This is a genomic window from Roseateles sp. GW821-FHT09B06 (assembly GCF_059418245.1).
In genome coordinates, this window is the sequence record NZ_JBWKPM010000029.1 from 21,931 (window position 1) to 43,345 (window position 21,415).

Annotated in this window: 16 protein-coding genes; 7 read left to right on the forward strand and 9 right to left on the reverse strand. The window is 65.9% G+C overall.

The window, feature by feature from the left end; all coding sequences use genetic code 11:
- Positions 1-43 precede the first annotated feature (43 nt).
- From AC07OQ_RS20215 to AC07OQ_RS20235, 5 genes are all read right to left on the reverse strand, one after another.
- A complete protein-coding gene (locus tag AC07OQ_RS20215; RefSeq protein WP_495054943.1) occupies positions 44-1,267 on the reverse strand; it encodes an AAA family ATPase in 1,224 nt (407 codons plus the stop codon).
- 3 nt (positions 1,268-1,270) lie between these two features.
- A complete protein-coding gene (gene drmB / locus AC07OQ_RS20220; protein WP_495054944.1) occupies positions 1,271-3,184 on the reverse strand; it encodes a DrmB family protein in 1,914 nt (637 codons plus the stop codon).
- On the reverse strand, positions 3,121-6,288 hold the full coding sequence (locus AC07OQ_RS20225) for a hypothetical protein (RefSeq protein ID WP_495054945.1): 3,168 nt from the start codon (positions 6,286-6,288) through the stop codon (positions 3,121-3,123). Before AC07OQ_RS20225 ends, drmB begins: the two co-directional genes overlap by 64 nt.
- An 11-nt stretch (positions 6,289-6,299) precedes the next feature.
- Positions 6,300-8,141 carry an NERD domain-containing protein gene (locus tag AC07OQ_RS20230; protein WP_495054946.1) on the reverse strand — a complete coding sequence of 614 codons (1,842 nt, stop codon included), beginning with the start codon at positions 8,139-8,141 and terminating at the stop codon, positions 6,300-6,302.
- 702 nt (positions 8,142-8,843) lie between these two features.
- Positions 8,844-9,179: a hypothetical protein gene (locus tag AC07OQ_RS20235; protein WP_495054947.1), complete on the reverse strand. Its 336-nt coding sequence runs from the start codon at positions 9,177-9,179 to the stop codon at positions 8,844-8,846.
- A gap of 127 nt (positions 9,180-9,306) precedes the next feature.
- Here AC07OQ_RS20235 and AC07OQ_RS20240 point away from each other — a divergent pair, with 127 nt between their 5' ends.
- Positions 9,307-9,903, forward strand: coding sequence for a restriction endonuclease (locus AC07OQ_RS20240; RefSeq protein ID WP_495054948.1), 597 nt, complete (start codon positions 9,307-9,309; stop codon positions 9,901-9,903).
- A 19-nt stretch (positions 9,904-9,922) separates the two neighbouring features.
- Here AC07OQ_RS20240 and AC07OQ_RS20245 read toward each other — a convergent pair whose 3' ends face one another.
- The 4 genes from AC07OQ_RS20245 to AC07OQ_RS20260 form a co-directional block, all read right to left on the reverse strand.
- Positions 9,923-10,654 carry a proteasome-type protease gene (locus tag AC07OQ_RS20245; protein ID WP_495054949.1) on the reverse strand — a complete coding sequence of 244 codons (732 nt, stop codon included), beginning with the start codon at positions 10,652-10,654 and terminating at the stop codon, positions 9,923-9,925.
- Positions 10,655-10,665: 11 nt separating this feature from the next.
- Positions 10,666-11,478 (reverse strand): transglutaminase family protein, encoded by an 813-nt coding sequence (locus AC07OQ_RS20250; protein WP_495054950.1) that lies wholly within the window; start codon positions 11,476-11,478, stop codon positions 10,666-10,668.
- 16 nt (positions 11,479-11,494) lie between these two features.
- A complete protein-coding gene (locus AC07OQ_RS20255) occupies positions 11,495-12,463 on the reverse strand; it encodes an alpha-E domain-containing protein (RefSeq protein WP_495054951.1) in 969 nt (322 codons plus the stop codon).
- A gap of 144 nt (positions 12,464-12,607) precedes the next feature.
- Positions 12,608-14,035: a circularly permuted type 2 ATP-grasp protein gene (locus AC07OQ_RS20260; RefSeq protein ID WP_495054952.1), complete on the reverse strand. Its 1,428-nt coding sequence runs from the start codon at positions 14,033-14,035 to the stop codon at positions 12,608-12,610.
- 193 nt (positions 14,036-14,228) lie between these two features.
- Between AC07OQ_RS20260 and AC07OQ_RS20265 the strand changes: the two genes are divergently transcribed.
- The 6 genes from AC07OQ_RS20265 to miaB all read left to right on the forward strand — a co-directional run bounded on the left by AC07OQ_RS20265 (position 14,229) and on the right by miaB (position 21,339).
- On the forward strand, positions 14,229-16,370 hold the full coding sequence (locus AC07OQ_RS20265) for a diguanylate cyclase domain-containing protein (RefSeq protein ID WP_495054953.1): 2,142 nt from the start codon (positions 14,229-14,231) through the stop codon (positions 16,368-16,370).
- Positions 16,371-16,492: 122 nt separating this feature from the next.
- The gene (locus AC07OQ_RS20270; protein WP_495054954.1) at positions 16,493-17,230 is read left to right on the forward strand and encodes an endonuclease/exonuclease/phosphatase family protein; all 738 of its coding nucleotides are present in this window, start codon (positions 16,493-16,495) and stop codon (positions 17,228-17,230) included.
- On the forward strand, positions 17,227-18,525 hold the full coding sequence (clsB, locus tag AC07OQ_RS20275; RefSeq protein ID WP_495054955.1) for a cardiolipin synthase ClsB: 1,299 nt from the start codon (positions 17,227-17,229) through the stop codon (positions 18,523-18,525). Before AC07OQ_RS20270 ends, clsB begins: the two co-directional genes overlap by 4 nt.
- Positions 18,526-18,535: 10 nt before the next feature.
- Complete coding sequence (locus AC07OQ_RS20280) at positions 18,536-19,489, forward strand: lysylphosphatidylglycerol synthase domain-containing protein (protein ID WP_495054956.1); 954 nt, start codon at positions 18,536-18,538, stop codon at positions 19,487-19,489.
- Between the two features lie 106 nt (positions 19,490-19,595).
- Positions 19,596-19,988 carry a hypothetical protein gene (locus tag AC07OQ_RS20285; protein ID WP_495054957.1) on the forward strand — a complete coding sequence of 131 codons (393 nt, stop codon included), beginning with the start codon at positions 19,596-19,598 and terminating at the stop codon, positions 19,986-19,988.
- 16 nt (positions 19,989-20,004) lie between these two features.
- The gene (miaB, locus tag AC07OQ_RS20290; RefSeq protein ID WP_495054958.1) at positions 20,005-21,339 is read left to right on the forward strand and encodes a tRNA (N6-isopentenyl adenosine(37)-C2)-methylthiotransferase MiaB; all 1,335 of its coding nucleotides are present in this window, start codon (positions 20,005-20,007) and stop codon (positions 21,337-21,339) included.
- Positions 21,340-21,415 lie beyond the last annotated feature (76 nt).

The window sequence follows — 21,415 nt, forward strand, 5'->3', positions numbered from 1 at the left end:
CGAGGCTTCCGCGGTCTCTTGGGAGAAGTTGCCACCTGGTCCGTCACAAAACCTCCTCGTCATAAATCCCCAGGGATGCCGGCGCGCTTGCCATGAGTGCCCGGGAAGGCGCCGCATCAACTAGCATGATGTTGAGCATGGAGCGAGCACGGGAGCACATCACGTACATCGTCATTTTTGCAGCGAGCTCCGACGAACCGCCATCATCCATTAGCTGACCTGGATCGACCAGGAACACGGCATCGAATTCCAATCCCTTGGCGCTATTGCAGTTCAACACGGTCACGTGGCCAGGCGTATCGAATTCCAGCCCTTCAACGGGGCAACTTTCGTCCTTGCTAGCGTATGTCTGGAGCTTGATGCCAGTGCCCTCGAACTTGGCCTCAAGCCGGTTGACCATCTTGGTCCGGTCCTTGTTCTTCATCACCAAGACTGCGATTTCCTCGGTACGCCGGCTCTTCGCGTACAGCGCGATCTTCTCAGCGCACGCGGTAAGGAACTTGTCATGCGTCGGGCGCGCGACCGTGCTCACCATGGGCAGCTCGCCTGACCTGCGGGGAAGCTCTGGCATTCCGCTGCCCAGGCCCACGTAGAACCTTGCGGCAAACGCGGCGATTTCCCTCGTGTTCCGATAGTTCTTGTTCAGCGTGAAGACAGAGGCTCCCGACCCATTCAAGCCCAGTTGCATCTTGATTTCAGCGAGCGATGAATTCTTGTCTGGCGTCAGCCGCTGGTTTTCATCGGCCAGTACGGTCAAGCCGAGTTTCGGCGCGGCGCCTCCGACGGAATTCGCAAGGTCCATGACCGTGCGAAGCGCACCGTACATCGACGGCGGGAAGTCTTGTCCTTCGTCGACGATGAGATGCCCCCAGTTCGCCCTCGAAGCACCATCTTGGGTGGTGACAACGGGCACCGACTGTTGCCCCATCGCGCCCCAGTCGAAGGTGTACTTGTCGCCGGCTTGCGGGGGCTTGGCACCCCTTCCTGCCACGGCCTTCCACCAGCCATAGGCCCAGGAATGCAGGGTGGAGACTACTACGTCGTCTGCGACGCCACCGCGCTTGGTGGCATACCGGGCCAGCACCTTGTTGAACATGATGACTCGCGGATCCCTCTTCATCTTGGAGAGGAAGTGCGCTCGATGGAAGGCAATCACGCTCTTGCCCGTACCCGGGGGACCCACGATGAGCACGGCGCCCTCTGGATGCGCGCCTTGGTAGACGGCCGTCTGGTCACGATCAAGCTGGGACAAGCTCGGGAATCGCATCGTTCAAGCCGCCTTCATTGCGAGGGTCTCCAACAGGCCCGGGACGCGCTTGTTGCCTGTGCCGACCACCAGGCGCCGATCGAGCAGGCTATTGTTGAAAGTACAGCTGGTCTCCGAGATCAAGGCACAGGCATGACAAGCAGCTGCGTTCATGCCATCCACGCCCTGCGTTTCCATCTCCGAACAGACAGGATCTGCAGAGCACCAAGATAGGTCTGCAAGAGTGCGCTGGAGCGTTCCGAGGAACCTTTCGGGCAGGCCTTGGCGCACCAGCCCCCCCAGTGAACCCTCCGAGTCTCCATCGGAGGTATAGAGGAGGATCCCGGCGGCAGCATGGACGCCTTGGTCGCAATAGACTCGCTCTCGGATCGAGGAAGAGGAGTAGCCTGCGTCGAAGGCAAGCCGTCGGACAAGCCCGTGCGCAAGCGTATGCAGCGCGATGAACCGCGGCGAAGCGTAGACGCCAATTGGTTCCCGGCCCCATCTCGAGCAGGCCTGCGCAAGCCGCGCCATCTGGGCCATGGTCTCCGGCACCACCCTGGCCTCCCAAGCGGCGACAAAGGGCTCGGAGAGCTTGAGGAATATGCCCTCCCCAAACGTCTCGACGCCTGGCAACCAATCCATGCCTGTGCCCAAGTCGACGAGCACCTCGGCGCCGTCGGTGTCTGGCTTGACTCTCTTAAAGCCAAGCAATGCTCGCACCTCGCGTAGTCGCTCCACAAGTGTGATCTGCTCGAATGGCTTTGCATACTCAGGCGGCCAAAGTCCAGCGAGGTCGTGGGCGGTCGTCCGAAGGTGCTTGCCTTGAATGCCCGTCTTGCGAGCAAGGTACGGCCATTCCGCGCGGAGGAAGCCGTGCTGGCTATTGTCCCGGTCCTGGGTGGCCGCTTGGGCCACGTTGGAATCAGGGTCGAGCGAATCGATGACCGCGCTGCGCACGTCATCCTCGGAGAGCCCGAACTCGTCGACGCCATCCTTGACGATGTCCGAGAACAGGATCGGAGTTTCGCGCCACGTCGGCATGATCCGGACTACCGGGCGCAAGCCAACGACGCGCGGATGCGTGGCAAGCCATGCTTTCAACGCCGCTAGGGAATCACTGCCACCACCTACACCGTCGGAACCAATGTCGAGGGCGCTTCTGGTCTGGGCATAGTAGACATTGCTGGCGGCCCGAGGAAATACGCGGGGCGCTTCGTTGCATGAGCCTGCTTCCCGATACGCCTGCCAAGGCTGGCGGCCATGGCAGCCGAAGGGATACGGTCGGTTGGTAAGCCCTTCAAACGTGTTGCTGGCCTTGCAGCTAATACACCTGACTGACATCGCGTTGAAGTCGCCTCCGCTTGCGCCAGTCGTGTCGAAATAGAGCTCTGCAGTTTGCCGTCCGCATTGTCCGGTCTCAGGCAGTTGGGCGTTCTTGTGCGTCCAGCGGAACCAATCGACATCCTGGAGATGTCCCTGCGAACACGCGACGACAAAGCGCATCGGTACCAACGTGGCATGGCCGCAATCACCATCGAAGCACTCAGGCACCTTGAACTCGGCCCGGGCGTCGTCTGCCTGCGAGTAGTTGAAGAGTCGCCGGCATGATGGGCAAAACATCCACCGCGGGAAGCGGCTAAAGGGAATCTGGCCAAGCTGCTCTCCGGTGGGCGGCCGCCGGATGATCTGGCCCAAGGCCCGCTGCAAAGCGTTGTCCTCAAGCACAGGGCATTCGGAAGCTGGCCATGCAGAGATGTCCATGCACGTGAAGGACTCGCTTCCAAGGTCAATTACCGCCCCCGGGCCGAACGGAGAGATCAACTGCGCTGCTCGTATCGAACGTTCTTCCACTTTCTCGCTCCCCTCAAAGACTATGCGACCCGGATCGAAACTTCGCCGTCCACGTTGCGGACGGACATCATGGTTGGCCAGCATGCGCCGGCCCTCGCCTTGCCATAGTCAGTCAGCAGGGACGCAAACTGGTGACCTGCCTTCCGCCGCTCATAGAGAAGCGGGAAGCCGGATTCGGCCACCTGCTTCCATTCGCCAAGTCGATCGGCCATCAATGCGGTCACCTCCGCGGCTTCCGAAGGATCGCTGTCACACATGACGCCCAAGAGCGCCGCGATCGCACGGACTACCTCTGGATCATGGAAGTCGATCTCCTTCGCGGCCTCATTGAGTTCAAAACTGGTCGCGTGGCGAACCACAGCTACGAGCGCCGCGTGCAGAGTGCGTTCTCGTGCAGGCAACGCGTACGGAGTGACGCTAGTCGGCTCGACGTGCTTGTAGATCGTGTCGTGGTAGCCGCGGAAGTCTTCATAGTGAGAGCGGTCCCGCGGCTTGGTCGCAGAGAAAAGCGAGACAACCAAACCGGGCACCTTTCCGCGTCCGACTCGGCTGGTCGCCTGGATGTATTCCGAGGTTAGCTTTGGCTGGCCGTTCATGAGCATCACGCCCAGGCGGTCCAGGTCTACGCCCACGGAAATGATGCTCGTGCAGGGCACCAAGTCCACCGGTGGGTCTTTTGGCGAATAGGGCTTCTCCAATGCCTCGATTGCCTCTCCCAGGCTCTTGACCATGTTCGCGCTAAGCTCGAGCGGCTCGCCAACCTCCCGCTCCAACGCGCTGGAAGAAGCAATTGCCCCGATGCGGGCCTGCACCTCGTCCCTTGCTGCGGTCAAGGTCCGTCCCAGCTCGCGCCTGCTGTTGTGGTACGCGAGGAGCGTCCAATAAGCATCCATGGCGTCCGGCGGAAGCGCTACTTCGCGAACGGCCTGCAACATGGCGGCCGAAGTCCATGCCATCGCTACTACCGGCTTGACGTAGCCCTGGCCCATGATTCCCACGTATGTGCGACCTGGTGCCGATTCGTCCGTACTGAAGAAGAAGGCATCGTCCCACCTGCTTCCGGGTGACGGGAATACCGCGACGTCCCTGCCATACAGACCGCGGACTTGCTCTCGCGCGTTCCTGATCGTGGCAGTGGATCCAATTCGCTTGGCGCATCCCCCTCGCACCGAGATGATTGCATCGATGGCTGCGTCATATGGAGCCGCCAGCGAGCCCAACGGGCCAGAAATCAGGTGCAGCTCATCCTGCAGGATCAGCGAAGGTGGTGCTGACTCGTCATCGGTCCCGCCAAAGAAGGGCCGTGCGCGGCTATCCCATGGAAGAAGAGCGAACTTGTCGATCGTCCCGAGCAACAGGGACGGAGGCTGCTCATAGAGGGCCTCGTCGATGACATTCAAGGGTAGCTCATCCGAGAATTCGCAGGTCGAATTCGTGCAGCGGAATCGGAAGTGCTCGGGCCCGCTGTCAATACCAAAGTCTTGCTCGGTCCAACCTCGGCGCGCGCCTCCTCTTCCTGAAGGAAATATCTCTGTTCCGCAGCATGGGCACGATTGCAGGAGGAACTTGTTCCGGGGGCTCCGGCTTTCGAACTCTTCCTGGAAATCATCGTTGGCCTTGCGGAACGTGTTGGGCGTAACGCGGGAGCCAACCCATAGGCCCAAGGTGAACATCCGCTCGCCAAGGCCGATCCCCGGACGCCGCCGCAGGAGCTCCATGGCCACGATCAATGCGCCCGTCCGCTGGAACTGCTGCGCAGTCAGGAATCGAAGCGTGTAGCGGCTGAAGATCGCCGTGGCCGTGTCACGCTCCCCGTGCACGAGGCGCCGCCGGATCATCTCGAACGCAGACACCAGCAGGTACGCCTCTGTCTTGCCGCCGCCTGTTGGAAACCAGATGACGTCGACGACACTGCGGTCCGGCGACTCTCTGACGAACATCGATTCAATGGTCCCCAGCATGAAGGCGATCTGGAACGGACGCCACGACCGGCCCGTGAAATCGAACTTGGGCCGTGCACTTCGGTCGGCGCGGGTGTAGGGCACCTTCGGCCGCCCTTTGACCAGCACCATCTGCATCGCCATCGCCTCGTTCGCAAGTCGGAAGCATTGCCACGCAACATCGTTCTTCTCGAGTAGCGCTACGCCGAGTTCCATGCGTCGGAGCCAGTCCTCGGCGCGCTTCGCAAAGCGCCCTGCCACGACCTTGTTGCCGGAAGCCTTGACGCCCTCGCGCTGCTTGGTGACCCAGGCCTTGTAGGCGTCGACAAGCTGCTGTAGCTCGGCAACGACCGACTTTCTCTCTGCCTCGATTAGGAACGCAAGTTCGCAGCACTTCGTGCTGACTCCAGGTGCCGAGAGCTCGAACGTTGCCTTGGGAACATCCACGCTGGGGACAAAATCAACCGCGACCCATTTGCTTCGCCCCTCGGCAGGATCTGCCCAGTTGGCTGCCGCTCCGTGCCCTCGCGCATAAGGCTGCACGGCCCGATACAAGAATTCAACCTCCGCCTCTTCGGTCTCGTCGTCATGACTCGTGCCGACTTGCGGATATGGCAGGATGCCCTCGCTCGCTTCGCACTTCATCCCAACTTGGAACAATGAATAGGCTGGATCTGCGCCACGTCCGGAACCGGTCTGGCAGTTGACTAGCGCGAGCGTCACGATCGCATGGCCACTATCAGTCTTGCGCCAGCGGGGCACGAGCCGCGCACGGCCTCCGAAGACAAGAACCTCCGAGCTGGTCTTGTCGATGACGACGACCTCCGGGCTCTCTTGGGTCGCAATCGGTCGTCGATGCCACTTGACAGCACCTCGCTTCGCGCCCGCCACGGGAGCCGAAGGTTGCTCATAGCGAGCGGCCCATACAGAACATGAAATTGAAGTGGAATCGGCTACTTTGAAGCTGATGCCCACCGCTGAAGGGAGTGCCTCAGACGTCAGAGATACCGCTGAACCTTGGTCGCCAAAGGTGTCGTCGCTCTTCTCGCTTGATTGGACTTGTTCGTCTGCGCTTGCGCTTACTGTATCGGCGACAGTCTCGATCTGCCCGCCAACGGGAAAAAGTATGCCGGTCATGTAGCGCAAGAACGGGGTCCCGAGCAACTCTTCTTCCGCGCCGCCAGCCGGCCCGAAAAGCACCGACCGAAGATAGGTGACCACGTTGTCGCGCGGCTGGTAACTTGCCATGACGAAGTCCTTCAGCTTGGATTTGATTGCGAACCGGCCCGGGCTACCGCGCTAGCAATGACATCATGGTCTGCTGCGATGAATAGTCCGAAGTTGGGCCGGGTCATCCCGAGGTATAGATCGCGGACAGGTTGCTCTCGCGACGCATCCACGTCGCACAAGACGACGAACGGAGCTTCGATTCCGCGGAATGCCTCGATCGTCGAGGCAGCCAAATGCGTGCGATAGGAAGCAGACGCGGCCCAGCCTGGGCGCCAGGCGCAATAGCCGAAGCCAGACAGCCGGGCGATCTGGGGAATGGAGGAAAAATCGATTTCACGGGTCGAAAGCAAGACAATGTCGCCCGGCGAGATTTCCCTGTCCTCGAGCCAAGAGCGGATCGTCTGCGCGGCCGATCGCAACTGGGCGTGCGCTTCGCGACTAGACGAAAAGATGACCTCGGGGCCATGCCCTTTCGCGCAGTCTTTTCCAATCTGCGCACCAGTCACCACCCTCACTGTCTGCATGATCTGCGGAGTGCTGCGGCAGTTGTGGCTCAGCGAGCCACTGAACGCCAGCTCTTGGAGGCGACGTTGACTGCCATCGTCGAATTCACTGCTTGCCGCTACTTGGTTGTTCGGATCCGTGAACCACCGCCACCTCCCCCGCTCCAGCCCCCCGTCAAGCAATCGCGAGAGGGTCTCAAGTGCTGCCGGTCTCGTTATCTGCTGCCCCTCGTCGACGATCAGACATCCGTAGGCGCTGCGCTCACCGCGCGGATGGCTGGCTAGTTCAGAGAAGGAGACCACGCGGGACGGATCGACGACATGGGACGCACGCAAATGACTTGCAAGCAGATCCGTGCCCGTCACGAGAAGCGGGTTTGCATCCGCTTCTCGCCTAAGGCATTCGATCGCCAAGAGCGTTTTCCCGCAGCCAGCGCCACCCGAACAGATCACGCGATCTTCGCGTTCGCTGAAATCAAGGATGCGGTACTGCTCCATCGTCAAGGAAAGCTGCTCCTCCCTCACTCGGGCCACGCTCAAGGACAACGGTGCAACCCTATCGAACCACGGCCGCATCGCCGCCGCGATGCGAAAGACTTCGTCCGCCGTCCATTTTCGAAACGCCTTCTTGGCACGCCAATGCCCGAGGAAGCGGGACAGCGTCTCGGCAAGGCCGGGGAGAGTGTCAACTTCGTTCCTTGTCGCGACCAATTCGACCGGCATCTCGGTACCGCCAATCAACCCGCGGGCGGCCGCATCCCGTGCCGATGTCTTTGCCAGCACGACGCCAAACCCGGAGGGTGCAGCATGGACAAGTTGGCGACCCAGCGCGGGGCTCAGGTGACGGTCTTTCAATGAAAAGTAAGCTGAGCTGGCCTGCGCCATCGGTGACTCGGCGCGCTCGATCGCTTGCGCGTTCCCTGATTCATATCGCCAGATCCCGCGATCGGTGCAGTAGACCTGCCCACCCTTGACCTCGAGCACCAGCAAGCCTTCCGGCATGAGCACCACGAAGTCAATTTCTCCCCACTTCTTGTACTCGTGGTTCGACAGGTTGAGGGAACTGAAGCCGATGGCATGCTCGCCCAGGTCAAGCCGTTCAAGAAGCCTGAAGATCTCGATTTCGGACCCCGTGGCGGCCGAGGGGGGGCGTGACGGAATCATTCTCATGCGAGATCCCGCCCGCGCAACCGGTCGTCCGTCATTGGTCCAAATGGCGCGCGAGCGAAGCTCGCTGGGGGCAGATGGCAATGCAACGAAGACGGAAAAGTGCAAGCCATTGGAGAGAAGGATGGAGGCATCAACGAGCCCATTCCTGCGCCCTGATTCGAGGTGGCGACATGCCTTGATGAGGCGACGCAACTGCATGGCAGACAGTCGCCTGTTTCCCTAGAACGGAAACCACGGCGAAATCCCGACACGACGCTAAGCGAAAATCCGCGGCCGTCTCGAAGATTCCGCGCGGCTCGCAGTCAGTGCTCTCAAACAAAACTCCCTCCCTGGCGAAACGGTGCCGTCGACCGTGGCGCGCCATCCCCGGGCACTGCACTCGGTCGAGGAGCGGGGCCGACTACGCGGCCCTTTCGCTTCCTCGGCGTGCTGCGACGCGGATCACTCCGGCACGCGAGCTCTTGGGAGTTTGCCACGCAAATTCATCTCCTCCCGCAGCAGATCGCCAGAAGGCAACTTTCCCCGAAGCTGCATTTCTTCCTGCCGGCGCAGCCGCATGAGGCCGATGGGCTTGCGCAGTAGTCATTCGAATTGCCGCGCTCTATTTGTAAGGGGTCTATGGATACAATGCTGGAACTAGGTCTTGGGAGTCCACTTCCGGGGTCCACTCCTTGGCGAATTTGGCACCCCGGCAAATTCTCCAAGTCATTGTTTTACAAGGAAATTTTGCTGGAGACGCTGCGGACTACGCCAGTCCCTGAAGCGCCACCAAACAATGTCCTTGTGCTCCAGGCACTTAGACAGAAAAGCCACCCTAGCGGTGGCTTTTTGCTTTTCGTCATCGCTCGCGATGTAAGAGCAGATGTAAGGCCGCTTCGCGAGGCCAGCGAACGTACCCGTTCAAGACCGCCTTGACGTTTTGCGTGCCCTCGGCCGCGATCTACGCCGGACCGGCGCGCCGGGGCTACCGCCGACAGGCGTGCGCTTGTCCAAATCCAGCGTCATCTCTCTGGCCTGTGGCATGTTGTACTCCAGCATGCGCTCGAAGAGCACTGATCCGGCCACGCGCTCGTCCGGACCCATGTCCTGAAGTGGCAGAGCAATATCCAACAACCATTCCGTGCTTAAGTACCAGGATGTAGCGATGTTGCCCATCTGATCACCTGCAGCTTTCAGAAGCGCGTGGGCCACCTGACAGACCCGCTCCGGCTCAGAGGCCACCAGTTTGACAAGCATTTCAGGTAGGTCTGGATTCGGCGAAATCAACACGCGGTGCAAGAGAATCGGCCTCAGGCCTCGCCCCGCGGCGCCAGGCGGCATCATTGCCTCAACCCCTCCTCCCCGCAACGCACCGGAGCCCCCCTTGAAACTACAGATGGCGAAAAACTCGCTGTTCGCAATCCTGCTGCGCTCGCCCTGGTGGATCAGCCTCCTCGTCGGTCTGCTGTTGGGCCTGCTGAGCCTCGCGCTGCTGCCGGACCAACTGCGCGTGGTCGGCACGCTGTCGGGCCTGCCCTTTTTCGTGATCGGCCTGGTGGCGGCCCACCGCCAATGGCGCCAGCCCGGCGCCGCACGCATCGCGCAGACGCAGCAAGCCCTGTCGACGCTGGCCTGGCCGGCCTTCGCGGCCCTGCTGGAACAAGCCTTCCGGCGCGACGGCTATGCGGTGCAGCACGGCAAGGGCGAAGCAAGCTTCGACTTCGAACTGGAACGTCAGGGTCGCCGGACGCTGGTCTGCGCGCGGCGCTGGAAATCGGCCCGCATCGGGCTGGAGGCCTTGCGCGCCCTGCAGGGCGCGCGCGAAGCCCGGGCGGCCGAGGAGGCGCTCTACATCGCCCTGGCCCCGCTCAGCGACAACGCCCTGCCCTATGCCGCCGAGCAGCGCATCACGATCTGGCAGCCGCCCGAACTGGCCCGGGCCCTGCGTGGCCTGCCGCTGCCATCCGCCGCTGGGCGCTGATGCGCCCCGACGACGCGAGTCAGCCGAACCACTCCTCGTCCGGCAGCTTGCCGAACACGCGCCGCAGGCCCTCGCCCCAGCCGCGGCTGAGCTTGAGGAAATAGGGATCATCGCTCTCCACGCGGTGCGGTGCGGCCGGCTCGAAGCTACCGGCGCGCTGGATCAGCATGTCGATCGGCAGACCCACCGAGAGATTGCTGCGTATCGTCGAGTCGAAAGAGATCAGCGTGCACTTGGTCGCCTCGTTGAGGCTGGAGCCATAGCGAATCACGCGGTCGATGATGGGCTTGCCGTACTTGGCCTCGCCGATCTGGAAATAGGGTGTGTCCTCGCTGGCCTCGATGAAGTTGCCTTGCGGATAGACCTGGAACAGGCGCGGCGCCTCGCCGAGGATCTGCCCGCCGATGATGAAGCTGGCACCGAAGTCCACGCCCTGGCCCTGCGTGGCCTTGTCGGCATCGCGCGCCAGCACCTCCTTCAGCACCCGGCCCAAGAGCTCGGCGGCGTCGTACAGCGAGGGCAGGTTCATCAGGTGCACGCCCTCATGCTCGCAGCGCTGGCGCAGCAGGCTGAGCACGCTTTGCGTCGTCGCCAGGTTGCCGGCATTCAGCACGCAGATCATGCGTTCGCCCGGCTGCTCGAACACCGTCATCTTGCGGAAGGTCGAGATATGGTCGATGCCGGCATTGCTGCGCGTGTCGGAGGCGAACAGCAGGCCGGCCTTGAGCCGCATGGCAACGCAGTAGGTCATGTTGGAGCAGTTTATTGCTGGGCCGGCTCGGCCGGCGTCACCTGCACGACGGTATGCAGCAGCTCGCCGCCGCCGCCCTGGCGCATACCGCGCACCGGACAGGCATCCAGATAGTCGGCGCCGATCGCCAGCTTCACGTAGCGGCCGTCAGCCAGGCACTGGTTGCTGACGTCGAAGCCCAGCCAGCCGCCGGCCTCGCCCGGCAGCCGCACCTCGGCCCAGGCGTGGCTGGCCACATGGCTGGCATCGGTGGCCAGGTAGCCCGACACATAGCATGCCGGCAGGCCCAGCAGGCGGGCGCAGGTGACGAAGACCTGGGCATGGTCCTGGCAGACGCCCAGGCGGCCCGCGAAGGCCTCGGCCGCCGGCGTCGCGGCATCGGTGTAGCCGGGCGTGTAGGGCATGTGCTCGCCCAGCGCCCGCATCAGGCGCTGCAGCGCCGCCATCGCATCGCCGGCCGCCTCGCGGGCGAAGCCGGCCGCGAAATCGCGCAGCACCGCATCGGGCCGGGTCAGCGGCGAGGCGCGCAGGAACAGCGGCGCGGGCAGTTCGTCCAGCGGGTCGGGCGCGGGCGGCGCGTCCCCGGTCACGACCTCACCGCGCGCCACCAGGTGGATCTCGCTGCCCGCGCCCTCCAAGGTCAGCACATGCAGGATGTTGCCGTAGGCGTCGCAGGTCTGGCTGGCCTTCGCGGGCAGGCTCAGCGACCAGCGCAGCACCGACTGGCGCGTGCCGCTGCGCGGCGTCAGCCGCAGATACTGCGTGCTGCGCGTGAGCGGGGCCTGGTAGCGGTAGATGGTCTCGTGGGCAATGATCAGGTGCATGGCAGCGGCGGCGCGTTCAGGTGGCCTCCAGATAGGCCGTCCGGATCGCCTCGCCCAGGCTGGCCGATTCGTCCAGGAAGCCGGTCAGCCAACGGTGCACGCCCTCTTCCAGGATCTCGTCAACGCCGCCGTATTCCAGGCGCAGCGCCAGCCGTCCGGCCAGCTGCTTGACCTGGCGCCCGGCATCCAGGCTGCCGCGGTTGGCCTCGATCTGCGGCAGGATCGCGACGATCTCGTCGCAGCAGGCGCGCAACGAGCGCGGCACGTCGGGGCGCAGGATCAAGAGCTCGGTGACGCGGCGGCCATCCAGGTTGTCGCGGTAGACCGCGTGATAGGCCTCGAAGGCCGACAGCGAACGCAGCAGCGCGCTCCAGGCGTAGAAGTCCGGTGCACTGTCGCTGGGCATGTCGACCGGCACCAGCGACTCCACCGCCGGCTCGATCAGCTGCGATTTCACGTCCAGCAGGCGCGCCGTGTTGTCGGCCCGCTCGACGAAGGTGCCCAGGCGGATGAAGCAATAGGCATCGTTGCGCTGCAGGGTGCCGTAGGTGGCGCCGCGGAACAGGTGCGAGCGCTCCTTGACCCAGTCGAAGAAGCTGGAGACGCTGGGGATGCCGCGCTTCGGGAAGCCGCGCGCCTCCAGCCAGGTGCTGTTGATGGCCTCCCACATTTCGGCCGTGATCTGGCCGCGCACCGCATGGGCGTTCTCGCGTGCCAGCTTCAGACAGGACAGCACCGAGGCCGGATTGGCCAGGTCCAGCGCCATGAAGTTGAACAGGGCCTGGGCTTCCAGCTTGGGGTGGCTGGCGCTGTAGGCCTCCAGCGCGCCGGTGACGGCCAGCGGCGCGGCCAGCTCGGTCAGCGCGCCGCGCGACTGCGGCAGCAGCGACAGCGAGTGCGTCACGTCCAGCATGCGCACCAGGTTCTCGGCGCGCTCCAGGTAGCGACTCATCCAATAGAGTTGGGCGGCGGTTCTAGAAAGCATCGACGTTCTCCGCGTGGCTGGGCGACCAGGTCGTCACATGCCAACAATGTGTTTCCGAGCGGGTGCCGCCGATCCGGCTTTGCCGGGCGGTCGGCACCGCCCCCTTGCAGGGGGCGCGCGCAGCGCGTAGGGGGTGAGCCGTCATCAGGCCTCCAGGATCCAAGTGTCCTTGGTGCCCCCGCCCTGGGACGAGTTCACCACCAGCGAGCCCTGCTTGAGCGCCACGCGCGTCAGCCCGCCCGACACCATGGTTGTCTCGCGCCCGGTCAGCACGAAGGGCCGCAGGTCGATGTGGCGCGGCGCGATGCCGCTCTCGACGAAGGTCGGGCAGCTCGACAGGCACAGCGTGGGCTGGGCGATGTAGTTGCTCGGGTCGGCGCGCACCCGCTCGCGGAAGTCCTCCACCTCGGCGCTCGTTGCGGCCGGGCCGACCAGCATGCCGTAGCCGCCGGCGCCATGCACCTCCTTGACCACCAGCTCGGCCATGTGCTTGAGCACATGGTCCAGGTCGGACGGCTTGCGGCATTGCCAGGTGGGCACGTTGTGCAGGATCGGCTCCTCGTCCAGATAGAAACGGATCATGTCCGGCACATAGGGGTAGATGGACTTGTCGTCCGCCACCCCGGTGCCGATCGCATTGGCCAGGATCAGGTGGCCCTGCTTGTAGACCGACAGCAGGCCCGGCACGCCCAGCATCGAATCGGCGCGGAAGGCCAGCGGATCGAGGAAGGCGTCGTCAATGCGGCGGTAGATCACATCGACCCGCTTCGGCCCCACCGTGGTGCGCATGTAGAGGAAATCGTCCTTGACGAACAGGTCCTGCCCCTCGACCAGCTCCACCCCCATCTGCTGGGCCAGGAAGGCATGCTCGAAATAGGCGGAGTTGAAGGGTCCGGGGGTCAGCACCACCACCGTCGGGTTGTCCACCAGGCTGGCATGGCGCAGCGTGTTCAGCAGCAGGGTCGGGTAATGCGCGACCGGCGCCACCTGGTAGCGCTCGAACAGCTCGGGGAAGAGCCGCATCATCATCTTGCGGTTCTCCAGCATGTAGGAGACGCCGCTGGGCACGCGCAGATTGTCCTCCAGCACATAGTAGCCACCGTCCGCATGGCGGATCAGGTCCACCCCGGTGATGTGGGTGTAGATGCCATGCGGTAGGTTCAGGCCCTGCATGGCCGGCTGGTACTGCGCGTTGGCGAACACCTGCTCGGCCGGGATCAGGCCGGCCTTGACGATCTCGTGGTCGTGGTAGATGTCCCACAGGAATTTGTTGAGCGCGGTCACGCGCTGGCGCAGGCCGCGCTCCAGCATCCGCCACTCGCCGGCCGGCACGATGCGGGGCACGGTGTCGAAGGGGATCAGGCGCTCGGCGCCGGCCTCGTCGCCATAGACCGCGAAGGTGATGCCGACCTTGTGGAACAGCAGGTCGGCCTCGGCCCGCTTCTTGGCCAGGTTCTCCGGGCTCTGCGCCTGCAACCAGTGCGCAAAGGCCTGGTAATGCGGGCGGATCTCGCCGCTGGCGAGCAGCATTTCGTCGTGATGGCCCGCGGGGGGCAGGGTCAGGTCATGCATGAAGGGACTCCGTCTCGCTCGCTTGTACCAGGACCAATGCAAGCCCTGTGCCCAGGGCCTCGGCAAGAGCTTGCCCGAGTTTGGTGCCGGGCGCCAGCGGGCACCGCCGTAGTGCAGCCCTCGCCGCGCCCGCCTGGTGCACGCGGCGCTATTCCGGCTTGTGAGCGCGCCGGCCCCGGGATAAAAAGCCCCCATGCAACCCTCTCAAGCCCCTGCGGCGCCGGCTCCGCGCGGCGACCGCCTGTCGCTGGGCAGCTGGCTGACCGCCGCCGTACTGGCGGCCATGCTGCTGGCGGTGGCCGGCTGCGCCCTGCTGATCGAGGCCTTCGCGCGCGCCCATGCCGAGCGGCGGGCCACCGAATCCTTGCGCCAGATCGCGATGGACTTCCGCGATGCGCTGGACCGCGGCATGGCCCAGCAGTTCCAGGAGGTGAAGGTGCTGTCGCAGCTGGAGCTGTTCCGCCGCCATGACGACGTGGCGGCGCTGCGACGCGCGCTCAACCAGATCCAGCTGGGCCTGCCCCATTTCGCCTGGCTGGGCATCACCGACACCCAGGGCCGGGTGCTGGCCGCCGGCGGCGGCATGCTGGAGGGCGCCAACGTCGCGCAGCGCCCCTGGTGGATCAATGCGAACCAGGGCATCTATGTGGGCGACGTGCATGCCGCCCTGCTGCTGGCCAAGCTGCTGCCGCAGCAGGACGAACCCTGGCGCTTCGTCGACTTCGCCTGGCCGCTGCGCGACGACCGCGGCCAGGCGCTGGGCGTCTTCGGCGTGCACCTGAGCTGGAGCTGGGCCCGCCAGATCAAGAGCGAGTTGCTCGACGCCGCGATGGAGTCGCACGAGGCCGAGGCCCTGGTGATCGCCAGGGACGGCACCGTGCTGCTGGGACCGCCAACGCTGGAGGGCAAGCCGCTGCCCGGCTTCGGCCCGGCCGGCAGCCAGGGCCTGGCCGACCGCGCGCTGCGCTACACGGACGCCGGCATCGACTACTTTGTCGTCAACGCGGCCACCCGCGGCCATGGCGCCTACCCCGGGCTGGGCTGGACCGTGCTGCTGCGCAAGCCCGCCGCGCTGGCGCTGGCCGACTACGACCGGCTGCGCGCCCAGATCGCCGCCACCGCCCTGCTGCTGATCGCGCTGGCCGTGCCGCTGGCCTGGCTGCTGTCGCGCCGGCTGTCGGCCCCGCTGGTGCGGCTGGCCCAGGCCATCGCTGCGCGCCACCACCTGGGCGAGGGCCGCGTGCCGCGCATCGGCGGCTACCGCGAGGCGGCACTGCTGTCCGACGCGCTGGGCGAGCTGTCCGAGCGCCAGGCGCGCCAGGACGCGATGCTGGCCGAGCTGAACGCCTCGCTGGAGCAGCGCGTCGAGCAGCGCACGCTGGAGCTGCGGCAGGCCCTGAACCAGGTGCAGGCCGGCGAACGCCGCCTGCGCACCATTGCCGACAATCTGCCGGCCCTGATCTCCTACATCGACCGCGAGCAGCGCCTGCAATTCCTCAATGCCACCTTCGGCAGCTGGATGGGCATCGACGCCGGCGCGGCGGTGGGCCGGCGCCTGTCGGAACTGCTGCCGCCGGCGCAGTACGAGGCCCGGCGCCCGATGCTGGCGCGCGCCCTGGCCGGCGAGCGCCTGGACTTCGAGGCCGAGGCCGAAGCCCATGGCGTGCGGCGCCAGCTGCACATCGACTATCTTCCCGACCTGCTGGAAGATGGCACGGTGGCGGGCGTCTACACCCTGGCCAGCGACATCAGCGCCGCCAAGCTGCTGGCCGAGAACCTCGACCGCCTGACCCGGGTGGACGCCCTGACCGGCGCCCCCAATCGCCGCCATCTCGAGGCACTGCTGCCGCAGGCGCTGGCGCGCGCGCAGCGCCACGAGCAGGGTCTGGCCCTGCTGTTCCTCGACATCGACAAGTTCAAGAACATCAATGACGGCCTCGGCCACGCGGCCGGCGATGCCGTGCTGAAGGCCTTTGCAGAACGCCTGACACAATGCGTGCGCGCCACCGATCTGGTCTGCCGCCTGGCCGGCGACGAGTTCGTCGTGCTGCTGGAGGACTTGCACGAGGCCGATCAGGCCCGTGCCGTGGCACAGAAGATCATCGGCAGCGTGACGCAGCCGATGGTGCTGCCGGAGGCGACGCTGATGCCGTCCACCAGCATCGGCATCGCCTGGTACCAGGGTTCGCGCGAGCACAGGGTCGAACCGGCGCTGCTGCTGGAGCGCGCCGACCGGGCCCTGTACGAGGCCAAGGCCGCCGGTCGCGGCCGCTGGCACATGGCCGCGCCCATCCGGTTCGGCGACCAGGTCGTCGGCCGAAGCATGCCGCTCTAGCGCCGGCCGGCCCTGCCGGGCCCGGCGAACGCGCCGCCGTCCGATCGCCCGATGCGGCGCCGTCCGACAAGTGGGCCTTGCGGGAGGCCGCAACATGAGTCGGCGCTCCCCCGGGCCCCGCCATGAGCCTCACCATCCTCACCGTCAACCTGCACAAGGGCTTCGGCTTCTTCAACCGCCGCTTCATCCTGCATGAGCTGCGCGAGGCGGTGCGCAGCGTCTCGGCCGACCTCGTGTTCCTGCAGGAGGTGCTGGGCGAGCACGCCCTGCATGCCGCCCGCGTGCCGGGCTGGCCCGATGCACCGCATTACGAGTACCTGGCCGACAGCCTGTGGCAGGCCTATGCCTATGGCCGCAACGCGGTCTATCCGCAGGGCCATCACGGCAACGCCCTGCTGTCCAAGTTCGTCATCGTGCGGCACCAGAACCACGACGTCTCGGTCGGCGGCCCGGAGCGCCGCGGCCTGCTGCACAGCGTGCTGGCCCTGCCGAACGGGCGCGAGCTGCACGCGATCTGCGTGCATCTGGGCCTGCGCGAGGCGCACCGGCAGCAGCAGCTACGCGCGCTGTGCCGGCTGGTGGCCGGGCTGCCCGCCGACAGCCCGGTGATCGTGGCGGGCGATTTCAACGACTGGCGCGAGCGCGCGCACCGGCTGCTGAGCCGTGGCGCCGGCTTGCGCGAGGTCTTCCTGCAGCAGTATGGGCGGGCGGCCCGCACCTTCCCGGCGCGCTGGCCGCTGCTGGCGCTGGACCGCATCTATGTGCGCGGCGCGGCGGTGCACAGCCCCCTGGTGCTGCCGCGCCGCCCCTGGTCGCACCTGTCCGACCATGCCCCGCTGGCCGCGGAGATCAGCCTATGAACCAGGAGCTGGACTGGATCGGCGGCAACCGCCTGCGCCTGCTGGAGAACGGCGAGGAGTATTTCCCGGCCGTGTTCGCCGCCATCGAGGCGGCCACGCAGGAGGTGCTGATCGAGACCTTCATCCTCTTCGAGGACAAGGTCGGCCTGGCCCTGCATGCGGTGCTGCTGGCGGCGGCGCGGCGCGGTGTGCGGATCGACGTGACGGTGGACGGCTTCGGTTCGCCCGAGCTGTCGCGCGGCTTCATCACGGCGCTCACCGAGGCCGGCGTACGCCTGCATGTGTTCGATCCGCCCCCCAAGCTGTCGCGCCGGCTGCGCCCGTTCCGGCGCTTGCACCGCAAGATCGTCGTGGTCGACGGCCGCGTGGGCTTCATCGGCGGCATCAATTTCTCGGCCGACCATCTGGCCGACTACGGCCCCGCGGCCAAGCAGGACTATGCGGTGCGGGCCGAGGGGCCGATCGTCGCGCGGCTGCGCCGCGAGGCCCGGCAGCTGATCGCGCCGGCCCGGGACGGGCCGCTCGGGCGGCCTTGGTGGCTGCCGCGCCAGACCGAGGCGCCAGCGCCCGAGAGCCTGCCGGCGGCCGGAGCGGCGCGAGCCCAGCTGGTGACGCGCGACAACCACCGGCATCGCGACGACATCGAGCGCCATTACCGCCGTGCCCTGCATTCGGCGCGGCGCGAGGTGATCATCGCCAACGCCTATTTCTTCCCCGGCTACCGCCTGCTGAAAAGCCTGCAGCATGCCGCCCGGCGCGGCGTGCGCGTGCACCTGATCCTGCAGGGGCAGCCCGACATCCGCTGGGCCGCCTATGCCTCGCGCATGGTCTACCACCGGCTGATCGAGGCCGGCGTCTGCATCCACGAGTACCGCGAGCGCCCGCTGCACAGCAAGGTGGCCCTGGTGGACGACGAGTGGGTCACCGTCGGCTCCAGCAACCTCGACCCGCTGAGCCTGGCGCTGAACCTGGAGGCCAACCTGATGGTGCGCGATCGCGGCTTCAACGCCCTGCTGCGCGAAAAGCTGCAGCCGCTGATGCGGGAGCGCTGCGAGCAGGTCGGGATCGAGCAGACGGCCGCGCGGCGCTGGTGGTGGCAGCTGGGCGTCGGCGCCCTGGTCTTCCATGTGATACGGCATTTCCCGCGCTGGGCCGCCAGCCTGCCGGCGCGCGAGCAGCGCGTGATACCGGCGTCGGAGAGCTCGGTGATCGTGCAGGCGCCGCAGAACGAGCCGGTCGAAGCCTGGCAATGGCAGGCCGGCATGGAGCCGCTGCTGCAGGAGCGGGCCGACTGAGGCCGACGCGATGATGCCCAGGCCCGCCCCATCGACGGCGGCGGCCACCCGCCCCGCCTGGCGGAGCTGGCTGGACGCGGCCTTCATGCTGGCGGTGCTGGCCCTGCTGGCATGGGCCGCGCGCAGGATCGCCTGGGGCGAGGTCTGGGCCGCGCTGCTGGCCCTGCCCCCCGCCGCGCTGGCCTGCGCCGCCCTGCTGGCCGCACTGAGCCACCTGATCTACAGCAGCTACGACCTGATCGGCCGGGCCTGCACCGGCCACCGCGTGCCGCGCCCGCGCGTGATACGCATCACCTTCATCAGCTACGCCTTCAACCTGAACCTGGGCGCCCTGGTCGGCGCCTTCGCGCTGCGCCTGCGCCTGTATGCACGTGAGGGCCTGAGCCAGGCCCAGATCGTCCAGGTGCTGGGCCTGAGCCTGGCGAGCAACTGGCTCGGCTACGGCCTGCTGGCCGGCGGCCTGCTCCTGCTGCGCCTGGTGACGCCGCCGGCCGATTGGGGCCTGGGCGGCGGCATGCTGCAGGGCCTGGGCGCCTTGCTGTGGCTGCTGGTGGGCGGCTATCTGGCCCTGTGCGGCCTGGCGCGGCGGCGCCGCTTCAGCCTACGCGGCCATGAGTTCGGTCTACCCGGCCTGCGCTTGGCCCTGCTGCAGCTGGCGCTGTCCTGTCTGAACTGGCTCACCATCGCCGCGGTGATCTTCGTGCTGCTGCAGGGCGCCGTGCCCTATGCACAGGTGCTGGCGGTGCTGCTGGCGGCGGCGGTGGCCGGCGTGCTGACCCATGTGCCGGCCGGGATCGGGGTGCTGGAGGTGGTGTTTCTTGCGCTGCTGGGCGCGCAGCTGCCCCAGTCCACCCTGCTGGCGGCGCTGCTGGCCTACCGGGCCTTCTACTACCTGGCGCCGCTCATGCTGGCCGGCTTGCTGTACTTCCTGCTGGAGGCCCAGGGCAAGGCCCATGCCCGATAGACTAAAATTGTCCACCCGCAGAAAACGGCCCGAGGCATGTCGCATGCCCCCGAGGCCGTTTGTCTTTCATCCCCCATCCCCTCAACGCAGCCACTGGACACATACCATGTACCGCTGTGCCTCCGCCCTCGCCGCCTGCGTCGCGGCCCTCGTCTGCTGCATCCCGGCCCAGGCCCAGGTGCACCGCCCCTTCCCGGTCCAGGCCCTGCGCGGCGAACTGCTCGTGCTGCAGGCGCCCGATGTCAGCCTGAACGGCCGGGCCGCCAAGCTGGCCCCCGGCGCACGCCTGCGCGGCGACACCAATCTGCTGCTGCAGCCGGCCAGCGTGGCCGGCCAGAAGCTGGCCGTGCACTACACGGTGGAGCCCGCCTCGGGCCTGCTGATGGACGTCTGGGTGCTGAACCCGGCCGAGCTGGCCAACAAGACCTGGCCGCGCACGCCCCAGGAAGCCGCCGGCTGGCTGTTCGAGCCCGGCACCCAGACCTGGACCAAGCGCTGAAGCAGGAGGCGATGCGATGAAAAAGGTATACATCAAGACCTTCGGCTGCCAGATGAACGAGTACGACTCGGACAAGATGGCCGACGTGCTGGGCGCCGCCGAGGGCTACGAGAAGACCGAGGACCCGGAGCAGGCCGACCTGATCCTGTTCAACACCTGCTCGGTGCGCGAGAAGGCGCAGGAGAAGGTGTTCAGCGACCTGGGCCGGGTCAAGCACCTGAAGGAAAAGGGCGTGATGATCGGTGTCGGCGGCTGCGTGGCCAGCCAGGAAGGCGCCGCCATCATCGAGCGCGCGCCCTATGTCGACCTGGTGTTCGGCCCGCAGACCCTGCACCGCCTGCCCAAGATGCTGGAGGCGCGCCAGGCCCAGCGCCGCCCGCAGGTGGACATCTCCTTCCCCGAGATCGAGAAGTTCGACAACCTGCCGCCGGCCAAGGTCGAGGGTGCCTCGGCCTTCGTCTCGATCATGGAAGGCTGCTCCAAATACTGCAGCTACTGCGTCGTGCCCTACACGCGCGGCGAGGAGATGTCGCGGCCCTTCGAGGACGTGCTGACCGAGATCGCCGGCCTGGCCGACCAGGGCGTGATGGAGATCAATCTGCTGGGGCAGAACGTCAACGCCTACCGAGGCAAGATGGGCGATACGGCCGAATATGCCGACCTGGCCCTGCTGCTGGAATACGCGGCCGAGATCCCCGGCATCGAGCGCCTGCGCTTCACGACCAGCCACCCCAACGAGTTCAGCCCGCGCCTGATCGAGGCCTACGGCAAGGTGCCGCAGCTGGTGAACCACCTGCACCTGCCGGTGCAGCATGGCAGCGACCGCATCCTGATGGCGATGAAGCGCGGCTACACCGCGCTGGAGTTCAAGAGCATCGTGCGCAAGCTGCGCGCGATCCGGCCCGACATCCGCATCGCCAGCGACTTCATCGTCGGCTTTCCCGGCGAGACCGAGGACGACCATGCCAAGCTGATGAAGCTGGTGCGCGACGTCGGCTTCGATGCGTCTTTCAGCTTCATCTTCAGCCCGCGCCCCGGCACGCCGGCCGCGAACCTGGAGGACCTGACGCCCTACGAGACCAAGGTCAAGCGCCTGCAGGAGCTGCAGGCCGAAATCGAGGCCAATGCGATCCGCATCAGCGAGACCCTGGTCGGCACCACGCAGAAGATCCTCGTGACCGGCAATGCGCGCAAGGACCCGAGCGAGCTGATGGGCCGCACCGAGTGCAACCGCATCGTCAACTTCAAGGGCGCGCCGCGCCTGATGAACCAGCTGATCGATGTGCGCATCACCCAGGCCTTCGCGCATTCGCTGCGCGCCGAGGTGGTGATGGCCGACTTGACTCAATAAGCCGCCGACGGCGTTCGAATCTGCCTAAACTCCCGCCCCAGAGGCCCGCTGACAAACTCGGAAAGAGTCGTGGCAG